The sequence below is a fragment of the Allobosea thiooxidans genome, assembly GCF_900168195.1.
GTDB lineage: Bacteria > Pseudomonadota > Alphaproteobacteria > Rhizobiales > Beijerinckiaceae > Allobosea > Allobosea thiooxidans.
In genome coordinates this window covers 29,439-43,150 of sequence record NZ_FUYX01000002.1, presented here as the reverse complement: position 1 = coordinate 43,150, position 13,712 = coordinate 29,439, and the positions used below count along the sequence as shown (strand labels likewise).

The window sequence follows — 13,712 nt, the reverse complement described above, 5'->3', positions numbered from 1 at the left end:
CTTGTTATATCGATATCTAAGATATTAGTTAGAGCTCGAGTTGGGTGTCAAGACGCGCGCTGGTTCGTGATATGCGTGCATCGCACGGGCCGCACCCGCCCGCGGAAAGGGATGGTCATGTTCAAGCCGGTAGCGGCGACAAGCTTTCAGGACCTGGTCTATGACCAGCTGAGCGATGCGCTGATGACGGGAGCGTTCTGGCCGGGCGAAGCGCTGAATATCAACGATCTCGCAGCTCAGTTCGGCACCAGCATCATGCCCGTACGCGACGCCGTTCGCCGCTTGGCGGCCGAGCGCGCTCTGCTTGTCGAGCCGCAAAAGGGCGTCCGCGTCTGGCGCCCGACTAAGTCGGAGTTCGCGGAGATCACACATGTCCGCACCTTGCTCGAAGGTGATGTCACGGCCGCCGCGGTTGCGCATCTCACGGACAAGCACATCCGGGACGTGGCGCGCGCAATCGACGAGATGAACGAGCACGAGGTCTTCCGCAGCGAGCGTTTCCTCGTGCTGAACAAGCAGATCTTCTTCACGCTCTATGAGGCTGCGCAGAGGCCGGCGACATTGCCGATCATCCAGAGCCTTTGGCGTCAGATCGGGCCGATCGTCCGTCTCTATTCGCTGGTCGAAGCGTTTCCTCCCACGGTCGAGACCTCGCTGGCCTTTGTCGAAGCATTGCGCCGGCGCGATGCCGAGACCGCGCGCGAGATTCGGATCAAGCAGATCCTGCGACCATCCGAAATTTTGATGAGTCGTTTCGACGAAATCATGGAGTACCGGAACGACTCGCCCCGCCAATTGGCCCATGTGAAACCGATTGCCAGCGAGCTTCTGGACGGCAAGACGAGGCGCCCGGGAAGGCCGAGGAGTGCAAGATAGCCGCCGTTCACGCAATGGAGCGGGCAGGCTGAAGCCTCGGCAGGAGGGAAGCCTCGACCGCCCGGATGTGCGCATCGCGCATCCCTGTGGGCGTCAGGTCGCGTCATCATGGCGAGCGCGTATTCGGCGCCCCCTCTCAGACCCGTCGCGGCGAGCGGAAATGAGCGAACAGCTCAGCGCCAATGTTGCGTACCGGGCAACCCAATACATTCACAGCGGTCGCTGTGGCACCGAACGGCAGGTCGCGAGGGGGAGGTCTGTCCGAATTCGCTGCAAATCGATCTCTCGTGAACGCCCCGCCTGCTCGGTCACAATGCGTCAGGAGCGCCCTTGAGCGTTCGCGGGAATCGGACATTGGAGAATGATCGGCACGCAATAGAAGGCGTTAGCTTCCGGATTACAGGCGTCGCGAGTGGCCTTTCAGCGCCAGATCCCCGATCTCGGCTGCGACCAGCGCTCCGATCGCGGGGAGGAAGCCGTCATCCTCGGCGATGGCCTCGCCCTGGGTGAAGACGGTGAGCAGGAATTCATGCCCTCCAGGCAGGATCGCGCGTAGCGTGTCGTGCCGGCGGAAGGAGGCGCGGTCGTCGCCGAGCCAGCGCGTGCGTCCGGCCTTGGACCAGATCCGGGTGCCTTCAGGCAATCTGTCGCCGAGATAACCGAGCAGCTGATAGACGCCGCGGCCGCGCTCGGGATGGCCGGTGTCGCGCGCGAGATGGTCGCGGATGGCGGCAAGGCGCGCCGGCGGCAGCAGGGGAGATTCGCTGAAGATCTCGTGCATCAGCCGCGCCATCGCGATCGGCGTCAGGCAGTTGTGTCCGGCGGCCGAGCGGTCGAGGGCGATCTTCTCTCGGCCATAGCGCAGGTCGTCCATCAGCTTCTGGTTGAGGTTGATGCCGGCGAGTTCCGGCCAGCCCAGCCCGGCGAAGATCCGGTTGATCTCCTCGCGGCGCTCGCACCAGATTGCCATCTCGGCGTCATCCAGCAATGTATCGCCGGTCGTGCCCGTCAGCAGGTCGATGATGTAGTTCGTCGCGGAGTTCGACGACCACAGGATCATGTCGCGCATGGCCCGGTCGAGTTCGCCATGGGCGGAGAGCCGCCCATCCTCCAGCCGCAATTGCGCGGCGACGAGATGGAACACCTTCACCAGCGAGCAGGGATAGGCACGCCAGTCCTGTCGCAATGCGGCACCCTCGGGCTTGCCGCCGGGCTCCGGCGCCGTCCGGGTCAGGACATAGGCGAACTGCGCGAAGGGGACATTGCGCGCCGCATAGATCGGGGCGGCGTGGGCCTCGATCAGGGCGCCGATCCGCTTGAGGTCGGAACTGTCGGTGAAGAAGCTCATGATCGTCTCGCGAGGCAGGTCGGTCGGGAGGATGGGTCAGCCCTTGGGGCGCAAGGCCGTGTCGAGGCCTTCGCCGATCAGGGCGAAGGTGACGCCGGTGTAGATGATGGCGAGGCCGGGAGCGGTCGCGATCCACCAGGCGTCGAACATGAACTGGCGCCCGTCGGCAATCATCAGCCCCCATTCCGGTGTCGGCGGCTGGATGCCGAGGCCGAGGAAGGAGAGCGAGGTCACGGCCAGGATCGTCAGCACGACATCGGCCATGGCGTAGACGATCGCCGGCGTCACCGCATTGGGCAGGATATGCGCGGTGATGATGCGGCTGTCGGTGGAGCCGAAGCTGCGCGCCGCCTGCACATATTCGAGCTCGCGCAGCACCAGCACCTCGCCGCGGGTGATGCGGGCGAAGGAGATCCAGTTCACCAGCAGGAAGGCGAGATAGAGATTGGCCTCGCCTGGCCCGAGCACGCCGACGATGGCGATCACCAGCACGTGGAAGGGGAAGGCCCAGAAGATATCGCTGATGCGCATGATGACGGTGTCGACCCGCCCGCCGACGAAGCCCGCCAACGCGCCGATCGCGATGCCCAGCAGCGCCGGCGCCATGACGCAGATCACCGCGACCCGCAGGTCGACCAGCCCGCCGGCCATCACCCGCGAGGCGACGTCGCGGCCGAGATCGTCAGTACCGAGCCAGTGCTTGGTCGAGGGCGGTTGCAGCGTATTGCCGTAATCGACCAGGAAGGGATCATGCGGCGTCCAGACCTGCCCGAGCCCGACGAGGAGAGCGAGCAGCAGGAGCATGACGAGGCCGACGAGGAGCGTCGGATCGAGGCGGCGCTTGCTCATCGGGTCAATCCAGCCTGATGCGCGGATCGGCCAGCGCATAGGCGATGTCCGTCGCGAGATTGATCAGGACGACCAGCACGGCGAAGACGATCGTCAGCCCCTGGATCATCGGGTAGTCGCGGGCGAAGATCGACTCGACGAAGAGCGAGCCCAGGCCCGGCAGCGCGAAGACGGTCTCGATCACCACCGTCCCGCCGATCACCCAGCTGGTATGGGCGCCAAGCACCGAGATCGAGCTGATCAACGCGTTCGGCAGCACGTGGACGCGCATGGTGCGCCCGGTTGCATTGCCTTTGGCGCGGGCGGTGGTGACATAGTCCGAGCCGAGCACGTTGAGGATGCCGCTGCGCAGGCTGCGGATCGTCAGCGAGGCCGTCGCCAGCGCGATCACGAAGGCCGGCAGCGTCAGGTGATGCAGGCGCGAGAAGAGGCCGGCGCCGTAGCCCGAGGTCGGAAATAACGGGACCCAGATCGCGAGGATGACGACCAGCACGAGCCCGAGCCAGAAGGACGGGATCGCGAGCAGCACCGTGAAGACGAGCTTGACCAGGATGTCCGGCGCCCGGTCGCGCTTGACCGCCGACCACAGCGCCAGCGGGATCGTCATCACGACCGCGATCACGGTCGAGTAGGCGACGAGCCAGAGCGTCGCCGGCAGGCGTTCCAGCACCAGCGAGATCACCGGCTGGCCATAGACGACCGAGCGGCCGAGGCTGCCGGACAGGATATCGTGGAGGAAGAGCAGGTATTGCCGCCACAGCGGCAGGTCGAGCCCGAGCCGCTGCTTCATCGCCGCGATCTCTTCCGCCCCGCCGCGCGCGCCGAGCAGCAGCGTCGCCGGATCGCCCGGCAACGCCCTGAGCAGGAAGAAGCAGGCCAGCGTGATGCCGAACAGCACCGGGACGAGCTGGACGAACCGCTTGAGGATATAGGTCAGCATGGCAGCGGGCCTGGGAGCGGGGCGGCCGCAGGCCGCCCCGTCCTCACTTGATGCCCCGTCCTCACTTCATCTTGACGTCTTCGAGGCGGAAATTGCCGGTCGGCAGCACCTCGAAGCCGGCGACATTGCTGCGATAGGCGTAGGGCGTGCCGGGATAGAACAGGAAGATCGACGGCGCGCCCTCATGCGAGAGCTTGACCATCTCCCTGAACATCGCGCCGCGCTCCGGCCCGTCCTTGGTGGCGCGCTCCTTCGCGTAGAGCTCGTTGACGCGCTCGTTCTTCCACTCGGTGTGGTAGGCGTTGGCGCGCTCCGGATTGACGATCAGGAAGCCGGCCATCTGGTCAGGGTCGATCGTGTCGCTGGAGGCGTATGAGACGGCCATCTCGTAGTCGCCGGCCTTGGTGGTCGACCAATGCGTGCCGCCCTCGACGAGGCGGATCTCGGCGGTGACGCCGATCTGCGCGAGCGCGCTCTGCAATGCCTGGCCGACCTGGCGGTGCAGCGGCCGGCCCGAATGCACCAGCAGCGAGGTCTTGAAGCCGTCGCCATAGCCGGCTTCCTTGAGTAGGGCCTTGGCCTTGGCGATGTCATGCGCATAGGGCTTCAGATCGGGATCGGCATAGGCCATCAGCGGCATCGGCGAGTTCGCCACCTTGCCGGCACCGTAGAGCAGGGCCTTGACCAGGCCTTCCTTGTCGATGGCGTAGTTCAGGGCCTGGCGGACGCGGACATCGTCGAAGGGCTTCTTCTTGGTGTTCAGCAGCACGAAATCAGTGCGCAGCACGTTGGCGACCGCTGTCTTGACGGTGCCGGCACGGCCGAGGCTCTGCATCTGGTTGAGCGGGATCTCGAGCGCGGCGTCGATCTCCCCGGCCTGCAGCTTCAGCACGCGGCTGTTGCCTTCCGGCAGGACCATGATCTCGGCGCCGTCGAGGCTCGGCTTGCCGGCCTGCCAGTAATGCGCGTTCTTCTTCAGCGAGAGCGCCTGGCCCTTGTTCCAAGCCGCCACGGTGAAGGGGCCGGAGCCGATCGGCTTCTCGAAGAACTTTTCGGGCGCAGCCTCGAAGGCCTTCTGCGGCAGGATCGCCGAGGAGAACAGGGCGAGATTGTTCAGCAGCGGCGTGAACACGGTCTTGAGCTTGAGCACGACGGTGCGCTCGTCCGGCGTCTCGATGGCGTCGATGCCGGAGAAGAAGCGCTTCCAGCTCGAGGCGTCGCTGCCGGCGCGCTTCAGCGAGAAGGCGACGTCGGCGGCGGTGACGGGCGTGCCATCCGAGAACTTCGCCGCCCTGAGCTTGAAGCTGTAGGTCAGGCCGTCATCGCTCACGGTCCAGCTTTCGGCGAGGCCGGGCTCCAGCTTGCTGGCGTCCGTGCTCGGGCGCAGCAGGGTGTCGTAGATCAGCAGTTGCGCATGGATCGACGGGTTGTCGCTGGTCGCGATCGGATCGAGCGAGACGAGATCCTGCGTCTGCGCCAGCTTGAGAACGCCCTGCGCAAAGGCGCTGGAGGGAGCGATGGTCAGCGCGGGGCCGAGAATGGAGAGCGCAAGCGCGGCAGCCGACACCATGGAGCGGAATGTAGTCATGGATATCCCCTGATCTTGGCCGCTCTGCCTTGGCGGCGGCGGCTTGCAACCTTCCACGGGGCTGCCTAGTCTCGCAAATGAAACATTCGGCAAGATTATCGACCAAGTGGAATAGATAGATGAGGCTGGGGGCGCTGCAGGTGATCGACGCCTTCGTGCGCCTCGGCGGCACTGGGGAAGCGGCGCAAGGGCTCGGCGTCAGCCAGTCGGCCGTGATCAAGTCGTTGCGCCTGGCGGAAAAGGAACTCGACCTCAGCCTCGTCGCGATCGTCCAGGGCCGGCTGACTCCGACACCCGAGGCCCTGGAGCTGAACCGGCTCGCCCGGCCTGCCTTCAACGCTTTACGTCGTGCGCACCATGAAGCCGACATGATCCGTGTCGGCATGGCCGATCGACTGCGGATCGCGACCGTGCCAGGCTTGGCGCACAGCATCCTGCCTCCTGCCATCGCCGGCGCGCGCCGCGACCTGGCTGATCGGGCCGCCGTCGAAGTGATGTTCGACCATGTCCGCGATCACCTCAACGCCAACGAAGTCGATCTCGCGATCTCCTACGGCCCGATGGTAACGGAGGGGTTGCGGGATATCGTATTGCGCAGCAGTCCGCTCGTCTGCGTGCTCGACGAGGCGCATCCGCTCGCCGCCTATGACAGGCTGTCGCGTGACACCCTCGCAGGCAAGCGCCTGATCAGCTACGGCCCCGATGGCATCAGCCGGGCCGACAGCTTTCAGGATGCGCTGGGCCGGATCGGCCTGTCGGACCGGATCGCGATCACCGTCCGCCATACGGACAGCGCCTGCCATCTGGCGCGCGAGGGCGTCGGCATCGCGGTCGTCGACGGCTTCGTCATCAGCAGCGGCCTGACGCAGGGGCTGGCGGTGCGCCCGCTCGACGAGAGCCCCCTCGTCACGGCCTTCGCGCATCACCGCGACGGCGCCCCGCTCGACCATGCCGCCTGCGTCCTGCTGGAGCATCTCGTGGGAAATGGCGCATGAAGGCACTGACGCCATCCCACGCGACGGTGCTGCGCGCCGTCGACCGATGCGGCACCACCGTCGAGGCCGCCCGGCAGCTTCACCTGACGCAATCGGCCGTCAGCAAGATCATCGCCCGCAGCGAGCTGGCGCTCGGCGTCCCGGTTTTCGACCGCAGCGATGGTCGCCTCGTCCTGCGTCCCGAGGCCCATGGCCTGATGTCGGCGCTGGGCCATGTCGAGGACGAATGGCGCGCCTTGCGCGGCGCCGTCGGCGACCTGCGCTCCGGGCGCGCCCTGCCGCTGCGGATCGCGTCGACGCCCAGCATCGGCCAGGGGTTGATCGCGCAGGCGATCCGGCGGCTGGTGACGGACTATCCGCAGGCCCGCATCGAGCTGATCATGGGCGACGCGCCGACGGAGCTTTCGAAGGGCGCGGCCGATCTCGGCGTGATGTTCTCGCCCCGTGTCACCGACGACATCGCCCTGACACCCTTCGCTCAAGCCTCGATCATCGCCCTCGTTCGCGAGGACGATCCGCTGGCGCGGCGCGGCCGGGTCAGCTTGCCCGAGCTCAGGGACCGGCGGCTGATCTGCTTCGATCGCGAGAAGTCGCCGCTGGGATGGCTGATCGCGCGCGCCCATGAGCAGTCCGGCATCGACTATGCCCCCTTCATGACCGTGCCCTACAGCATTTCCGCCGCCCATCTGCTGGCGCGCCAGGGCGACGTCATCCTGATCGACAGCCTGCTGACTCAAGCCCAGCGCTTCGAGGGGCTGGTCAGGCTGGATGTGACGCCGGAACTGCCGATCACCATATGCCTGATGACAGTGCGAAGCCGGCCTTTGACACGCCTGGCAGCATGCTTCGTCGAGATCCTGTTAGGCAGCGAGAAAGCCGCTTAGCGGGCTACCACCACGCCAGCCTGCGGCGGGGCGCGCGCTGCGCCACGAGCGGAGCGACCAGCGGGACCACGGTCAGTTCATCGGCATTGAACATGGCGAAGGTCATCGTCGGCAGCGCGATTATGCCGAGCCCGGCCGCGGCCAATGCCGCCGCACAGGAAATCTGATCGACCTCGTATTTCGGCGCGGTCGGCAGATTGGCGTGGATGAATCCTGCGTCGGTGAGTATCCAGGCATCGCGCTGCTGGGCATTGTCGTAGCCATCAACCTCATCGGAGATCGGCTGCGGGATGTGCTCAATCCGCGCAACGCGGATTGATAGGGGCTGGAATAAGAACAAGGACCGGCGGACGCAGAGGTCAAACCTGCGCCATAAGCGGAATTTGGCGCTTTGCCCTAAAGCGGCCGGCTGCGGCTCGGAAAGAGCCGATCTCCGGGTCGTTCCGGTCGCCACCTTAGCCAAGCCATAAGCGCCTCCCTGGTCGGATCCGTCAGTTCGAAAGGCTTCGGTCGCCCAGTCTTTTGCTGGATGATCGATGTCCTCAACCGGCGGTGCCGTCGAGCTTGGGAATTCCGCATGGCCCTCAATGCCACGCAATCGCAGGGAGCAGGCATCGAGCAGCACCGGTAGTATGATGCGGCGCGTCGTTCGATCGAGAGGAAGCGCACATGCAGCCTGCGCACCGCACGCCTCATGGGCTGAAGACTCCGAGAGCCGCTGCGGTGGCTGGCATTCTGTTCTCCGTCCTGCTGCTGACCTCCGTCCTTCTCGTTCTGCAGACCTTGCGCCTGGATCCAACCGACCCTGGGGATTGGCTAGGTGCTCAGTCCTGGAAGGTCGCCCTGGCCCTGAACCTGATCCCCTTCGCGGGCATCGCCTTTCTCTGGTTCATGGGCGTGCTGCGCGACAGAATGGGCACGCAGGAGCACAAGCTCTTCGCCACCGTCTTCCTGGGCAGTGGCCTTCTCTTTGTCGGCTTGCTTTTCACTTCGGCTTCCGCCATCGGCGCGATCCTGATCACGCATGCGGCCTTGCCGCGGGAACTCTCCGGCTCCGTCACCTTCATCTTGGCGAGGTCCTTCGCCTACCACCTCACCAGCATCTATGCGCTGAAGATGGCCGGGGTCTTTCTCCTGACCGCCTCGACGATTGTTCTGCGCACAGGGATCACCGCGCGCTGGACCGCATTCGTCGGATATGCCGCGGCTGCACTGATCATCCTCGGGAGCCATTTCATGGATTGGACATTCCTGATCTTCCCGATCTGGGTCCTAGTCGTCAGCATCGATATCCTCATCCGCGAATACGGCAGCCAAGCCAAAGCTTCGTGACGATCAATCAAAGATCGCCGACCGCGAAAAATTGCAGGCGATTGCCCCACGCAGGTCGGTTCCACTCGACGACACCGACGGCACGATCGTCGTTCCCAGAACGACATTGCCGATGACCTGACCTCCACGCCAAGCTTGTTGCGAGAATTCGACAAATCGGGACGCCGCAGCGGCCTGCTGCGATCACGACCTCTGGCGCAATCATGCTGAAGTGCAAATCGCATCAGCGATTGCGCACCGATGCCGGCAAATCCAATGCAACAAGAACCTGTCCCCAAGGACAATACGCTTCCGTCCCACGTTGTGCTGAGCTTGGCCGCAATGTGCTGCGCAGCGCGTCCGCGCAGCGGCGGGCATGACCGATCGACCTCACCGGCGGGGAAGGAATCGAGATGGCCTCCAGCGCACAGGAATCACGGTCAATCGATCACTTCTTCTCGGCGCCCTCCGGCCGCACTGACCGCTGGCGCGATCTTCACGCGCTGGCGCGCTCATGGGCCAAGGGCGATGCCGCGCGCGGCGCGGTGGAGGCTGCGCTCGCCGAGCTCGGCGCGATCGAGGAGTTCCATGCCTTTCCGGGACCGGAACTCCTCGCGGCCTTGCGCGAGCGGATGCAAAGCGAGGATGCGAACGGCTTCCTCGCGCTGGCCAAGCGGATTTCGCTGGCGGCCATCACAAGCAACTACAAGCATGACCCCAAGGAATGGCAGGCGGTCGACCTAGCGCTCTCCGATCCGACCGACATGCTCCCGTCCTCGCTGGGCGAGGGCCAGGCATATCGCCCCTATTTCGAGATGCTGGTGGTGACGCCGGCCCCGGCAGGCCGCTGGCCGCACATGGTCGCGGAGTTTCGCCGGCTGCGGCGGCTCGAGGATGCTTTCATCTACGAGGCCGTGCTGGCGGGCAGCCTCGAAGATGCGATCTGCGCGGCCGTGCTCAACCCGGACATCGCCGCCGTCGCCATCTATGAAGGCTTCGCGCTGCGCTCCCGCCACGACGCCCCCGTGCTGCGCGCCGTGCTCGCGGCCCAGCAACCCCTCCTCGACAAGGCGGACGAGGCTGATCTGGCGCTGAAGCTGGCCGCCGGATTGAAGGCGATCCGGCCGGAGCTCGACATCTATCTGCTGTCGGACCGGCGTGTCGAAAAGCTCGCCGGCGATCCGCGAGCCTCGATGATCCGGCGCGTGATGTACCAGATCGAGGAGCCGCTGGAGCTGCATCTCTCGGTGCTGGAGGGCATCAAGGCGCGCTTCGACACCCCCTTCTTCGACAACCTCAAGCTCTATGCGCAAAGGCCGATCGGCACCTTCCATGCGCTGCCGATCGCGCGCGGCAAATCGGTGTTCCGGTCGCCCTGGATCCGCGACATGGGGCAGTTCTACGGCATCAACCTCTTCCTCGCGGAGAGCAGCGCCACGACAGGCGGTCTCGACAGCCTTCTGGAGCCGACCGGCACCATAAAGCGCGCCCAGGAGATGGCGGCGCGCGCCTTCGGCGCCGATCACGTCTTCTTCGTCACCAACGGCACCAGCACCTCGAACAAGATGGTGTTGCAGGCCCTGATCGCGCCCGGCGACATCGTCATTCTCGACCGCAACTGCCACAAATCGCACCATTACGGCCTGGTGCTGAGCGGCGCGCAGCCCTTCTACGTCGAAGCCTTCCCGATGACGGAATTCTCGATGTATGGCGCGGTGCCGCTGCGCACGATCAAGAAGGCGCTGCTCGACCTGCAGGCGGAAGGCCGGCTCGACCGGGTCAAGATGGTCGACCTGACCAACTGCACCTTCGACGGCCACATCTACAACACCCGCCGCGTGATGGAGGAATGCCTCGCCATCAAGCCGGACCTGATCTTCCTGTGGGACGAGGCCTGGTTCGGCTTCGCCCGCTGGTCGCCCTTCCTGCGGCCGCGGACGGCGATGGGCGCCGCCGCCGATATCGAGGCCTGGACGCAGGATCCCGACGCGGTCACCCAATACGAGCGGCAGCGCAAGGAGCTCGGCGCCAACCCCTCCATCGACAAGCTGCTCGACACGCGCCTCGTGCCTGATCCGCGTGCCGTGCGGCTGCGAGTCTACCAGACCAACTCGACGCACAAGTCGATGTCGGCGATCCGGCAGGGTTCGATGGTCCTGGTCAGGGACGTCGATTTCCACAAGGTCGAGGCGCAATTCCACGAGGCGGTGTTCACCCACGCCTCGACCAGCCCCAACCAGCAGCTCATCGCCAGCCTGGACGTCGCGCGCCGGCAGATGGAGCTCGAAGGCTACGGGCTGGTGATGAACGCCATCGAGGTCGCCCTCGACATCCGGCGCGAAGTCGCAAGCCATCCGCTGATCTCGAAATACTTCTCGATCGTCGGCGCCGACGGCATGGTGCCGAAGCAGTATCGCATGAGCGGCTTCGTCGATTTCCTCGCACCGGGAACGCGCTGGGACGACCAACTGCGCAGCATGCGGGAGGACGAGTTCTGCCTCGACCCGACCCGCATGACCCTGGTCTGCGGCACGGCAGGTTTCGACGGCACGGGCTTCAAGGGCCTGCTTGCATCCCAGTACAACATCCAGGTCAACAAGACCTCGCGAAACTCGGTCCTGCTGCAGTCGAACATCAACAACACCCGCAGCGATGTCGCGCTCCTGATCAGCGTCCTGCTCAAGATCAGCAACGAGATCGAGGCCCGCCTGAAGCAGGGCGGCGAGGCTGAGCGAAAGGCCTTCGCCGCCCGCGTGCACAGCCTGATGAACGACGTGCCGGACCTGCCGAATTTCAGCCGATTCCACGAGGCGTTCCGCACCGACGCCGGCGACACGACGCCGGAAGGCGACATCCGCACTGCGTTCTTCTCCGCCTATGCGGAGGAAAAGTGCGAATATCTTCCGATCGACAGCCCCGAATGCGACCGCCGCATCGACAAGGGCCCGGCGCTGATCTCGGCCAACTTCGTCATCCCCTATCCGCCCGGTTTCCCGATCCTGGTGCCGGGCCAGGTGGTGACGCACGAGACGATCACCTTCATGCGCAAGCTCGATGTGAAGGAAATCCACGGATACGAGAAGGCCAGGGGCCTCAAATTGCTGAAGCCGGACGCTCTCGCCGAAAAGAAGGGCCGAAGCGTCGAAAACGGCCGGAAGAGAGCGCGGGCAGCATAGCGGAAAAGCAGAACCTGAACTTTAGCGACAGGGGGTCTGAATGTTCGACTGGTTCGTCAGTACCTTGCGCAGCTATCCCGAGATTGCGCTCTTCCTGTCGCTCGCCATCGGCTATTATGTCGGTGCCTTCTCCTACAAGGGCTTCAGCCTCGGCGCGGTGACCTCGACGCTGATTGCAGCCGTCATCATCGGCCAGCTCGGCATCACGATCTCCTCCAATGTGAAGTCGACCTTCTTCCTGCTCTTCCTGTTCGCCGTGGGCTACGGCGTCGGGCCACAATTCGTTCGCGGCATCGCCAAGGATGGGGCGCCGCAGGCGCTGTTCGCCGCGCTGGTCTGCGTCTTCTGCCTCGGCGCGGCGGTCGTGATCGCCAAGATGGCAGGCTATCATCCGGGCTATGCCGCCGGCCTCTATGCGGGATCCCAGACGATTTCCGCCTCGATGGGTCTTGCGACCGACGCCATCAATCGCCTCGGGTTATCACCCGAACAGACCAAGGACTATCTCGATGCGATGCCGGTCGCCTATGCGGTGACCTACATCTTCGGCACCGTCGGCTCGGCCGTCATTCTCGCGCAGCTCGGCCCGAAGCTGCTCGGCATCGATCTCGCCAAGGCCTGCAAGGACTATGAGGCGAGACTCGGTGGCGGCAAGGAGATCGGTGGGCCAGGCTCGGTCTGGCGGCGCTTCGAGCTTCGCGCCTTCCGCCTGCGCGAGGGCGCCAAGGTTGCGGGCATGCGGGCGGCCGAAGCCGAAGCCCTGGTGCCGGACGCGCGCGTCTTCGTCGAACGCTTCCGCCGCGACGGCGTCATCGAGGATGCCACCGCGGATACGGTCCTGCGCGAGGGTGACGTCATCGCCCTCGCCGGCCCGCGCGAGACGCTGGTCAACCTGATCGGCCAGAATGCCGAGGAGGTCGAGGATGCCGAGCTGCTCGATCTGAAGGCCGAGGGTATCGACATCTATGTCACCAGCAAGGACGCCGACGGCAAGACGCTGACCGAGCTCTCCCGCATGCCGACGGCACGTGGTGTGTTCCTGCGCAAGATCGTCCGCGGCGCGACCGCCGTCAGCATCCCGATCCTGCCGGACACGATCATCCATCGCGGCGATATCCTGACCGTCGTCGGCCGCACCCAGGACATCGCTGCTGTCGCGAAGACTCTCGGTCACGCCGACCGGCCAAGCGACGTGGCCGACGTCGCCTTCATCTGCGGCGCAATCGTCCTCGGCGCTCTTATTGGCGCCATCGTGTTCAAAGTGGGAGGCGTGCCGCTGACGCTGTCGACCGCGGGCGGCGCATTGATCTCCGGCCTCGTCTTCGGCTGGCTCCGCTCGGTCCATCCGACCTTCGGGCGCATCCCGAGCTCGACCGTCTGGTTCATGAATTCGGTCGGCCTCAACATGTTCATCGCCGTGGTCGGCATCTCGGCCGGGCCGGGCTTCGTCAAGGGCCTGCAGACGCAGGGCGTCGGCCTCTTTCTCTGGGGCGCGCTGGCGACAGCCATCCCGCTGATTCTGGCCATGTTCGCCGGCAAATATGTTTTCCGCTTCGATCCGGCGATCCTGCTGGGCGCCTGCGCCGGCGCCCGCACCACGACGGCCGCGCTCGGGATGATCTGCGAGACCGCCGGAAGCCAGGTGCCGGCGCTCGGCTACACCGTCACCTACGCCGTCGGAAACACGCTTCTGACCATCTGGGGCATGGTGATCATCATCCTGATGACCTGACCGAACGAGACGA

Annotated in this window: 11 protein-coding genes; 6 read left to right on the top strand and 5 right to left on the bottom strand. The window is 65.2% G+C overall.

Annotation, left to right across the window (positions count from 1 at the left end):
- The first annotated feature begins 117 nt into the window (after nt 1-117).
- A complete protein-coding gene (locus B5Y19_RS03315) occupies nt 118-876 on the top strand; it encodes a GntR family transcriptional regulator (RefSeq protein WP_176168554.1) in 759 nt (252 codons plus the stop codon).
- Nucleotides 877-1,273: 397 nt separating this feature from the next.
- Here the strand turns inward: B5Y19_RS03315 and B5Y19_RS03310 are convergent, their stop codons facing one another.
- The 4 genes from B5Y19_RS03310 to B5Y19_RS03295 all read right to left on the bottom strand — a co-directional run bounded on the left by B5Y19_RS03310 (nt 1,274) and on the right by B5Y19_RS03295 (nt 5,601).
- On the bottom strand, nt 1,274-2,224 hold the full coding sequence (locus tag B5Y19_RS03310; RefSeq protein ID WP_055730988.1) for a serine hydrolase: 951 nt from the start codon (nt 2,222-2,224) through the stop codon (nt 1,274-1,276).
- Between the two features lie 36 nt (nt 2,225-2,260).
- On the bottom strand, nt 2,261-3,073 hold the full coding sequence (locus B5Y19_RS03305) for an ABC transporter permease (protein ID WP_055730989.1): 813 nt from the start codon (nt 3,071-3,073) through the stop codon (nt 2,261-2,263).
- Between the two features lie 4 nt (nt 3,074-3,077).
- The gene (locus B5Y19_RS03300; protein WP_079591102.1) at nt 3,078-4,013 is read right to left on the bottom strand and encodes an ABC transporter permease; all 936 of its coding nucleotides are present in this window, start codon (nt 4,011-4,013) and stop codon (nt 3,078-3,080) included.
- A gap of 61 nt (nt 4,014-4,074) precedes the next feature.
- Nucleotides 4,075-5,601: an ABC transporter substrate-binding protein gene (locus B5Y19_RS03295; protein WP_055730991.1), complete on the bottom strand. Its 1,527-nt coding sequence runs from the start codon at nt 5,599-5,601 to the stop codon at nt 4,075-4,077.
- Nucleotides 5,602-5,720: 119 nt separating this feature from the next.
- Here B5Y19_RS03295 and B5Y19_RS03290 point away from each other — a divergent pair, with 119 nt between their 5' ends.
- Entirely contained in the window at nt 5,721-6,596 is an 876-nt protein-coding gene (locus B5Y19_RS03290; RefSeq protein ID WP_055730992.1) for a LysR family transcriptional regulator, read from the top strand.
- Nucleotides 6,593-7,480 (top strand): LysR family transcriptional regulator, encoded by an 888-nt coding sequence (locus B5Y19_RS03285; RefSeq protein WP_055730993.1) that lies wholly within the window; start codon nt 6,593-6,595, stop codon nt 7,478-7,480. Before B5Y19_RS03290 ends, B5Y19_RS03285 begins: the two co-directional genes overlap by 4 nt.
- 4 nt (nt 7,481-7,484) lie before the next feature.
- On the opposite strand, the gene B5Y19_RS26700 is transcribed toward B5Y19_RS03285, so the two are convergent.
- Nucleotides 7,485-8,105 carry a hypothetical protein gene (locus tag B5Y19_RS26700; RefSeq protein WP_176168552.1) on the bottom strand — a complete coding sequence of 207 codons (621 nt, stop codon included), beginning with the start codon at nt 8,103-8,105 and terminating at the stop codon, nt 7,485-7,487.
- 44 nt (nt 8,106-8,149) lie between these two features.
- On the opposite strand from B5Y19_RS26700, the gene B5Y19_RS03275 reads away from it, so the two are divergent.
- The 3 genes from B5Y19_RS03275 to aspT all read left to right on the top strand — a co-directional run bounded on the left by B5Y19_RS03275 (nt 8,150) and on the right by aspT (nt 13,699).
- Nucleotides 8,150-8,812 carry a hypothetical protein gene (locus tag B5Y19_RS03275; RefSeq protein WP_055730995.1) on the top strand — a complete coding sequence of 221 codons (663 nt, stop codon included), beginning with the start codon at nt 8,150-8,152 and terminating at the stop codon, nt 8,810-8,812.
- 392 nt (nt 8,813-9,204) lie between these two features.
- Nucleotides 9,205-11,967, top strand: coding sequence for a decarboxylase (locus B5Y19_RS03270; protein ID WP_055730996.1), 2,763 nt, complete (start codon nt 9,205-9,207; stop codon nt 11,965-11,967).
- A gap of 40 nt (nt 11,968-12,007) precedes the next feature.
- Entirely contained in the window at nt 12,008-13,699 is a 1,692-nt protein-coding gene (gene aspT, locus B5Y19_RS03265) for an aspartate-alanine antiporter (protein ID WP_055730997.1), read from the top strand.
- Nucleotides 13,700-13,712 lie beyond the last annotated feature (13 nt).

Coding starts and splice junctions, on each gene's coding strand:
- B5Y19_RS03305 (WP_055730989.1), bottom strand. CDS start 3,073: ATGAGCAAGCGCCGCCTCGATCCGACGCTCCTCGTCGGCCTCGTCATG.
- B5Y19_RS03285 (WP_055730993.1), top strand. CDS start 6,593: ATGAAGGCACTGACGCCATCCCACGCGACGGTGCTGCGCGCCGTCGAC.
- B5Y19_RS03295 (WP_055730991.1), bottom strand. CDS start 5,601: ATGACTACATTCCGCTCCATGGTGTCGGCTGCCGCGCTTGCGCTCTCC.
- B5Y19_RS03315 (WP_176168554.1), top strand. CDS start 118: ATGTTCAAGCCGGTAGCGGCGACAAGCTTTCAGGACCTGGTCTATGAC.
- B5Y19_RS03270 (WP_055730996.1), top strand. CDS start 9,205: ATGGCCTCCAGCGCACAGGAATCACGGTCAATCGATCACTTCTTCTCG.
- aspT (WP_055730997.1), top strand. CDS start 12,008: ATGTTCGACTGGTTCGTCAGTACCTTGCGCAGCTATCCCGAGATTGCG.
- B5Y19_RS03290 (WP_055730992.1), top strand. CDS start 5,721: ATGAGGCTGGGGGCGCTGCAGGTGATCGACGCCTTCGTGCGCCTCGGC.
- B5Y19_RS03300 (WP_079591102.1), bottom strand. CDS start 4,013: ATGCTGACCTATATCCTCAAGCGGTTCGTCCAGCTCGTCCCGGTGCTG.
- B5Y19_RS03310 (WP_055730988.1), bottom strand. CDS start 2,224: ATGAGCTTCTTCACCGACAGTTCCGACCTCAAGCGGATCGGCGCCCTG.
- B5Y19_RS03275 (WP_055730995.1), top strand. CDS start 8,150: ATGCAGCCTGCGCACCGCACGCCTCATGGGCTGAAGACTCCGAGAGCC.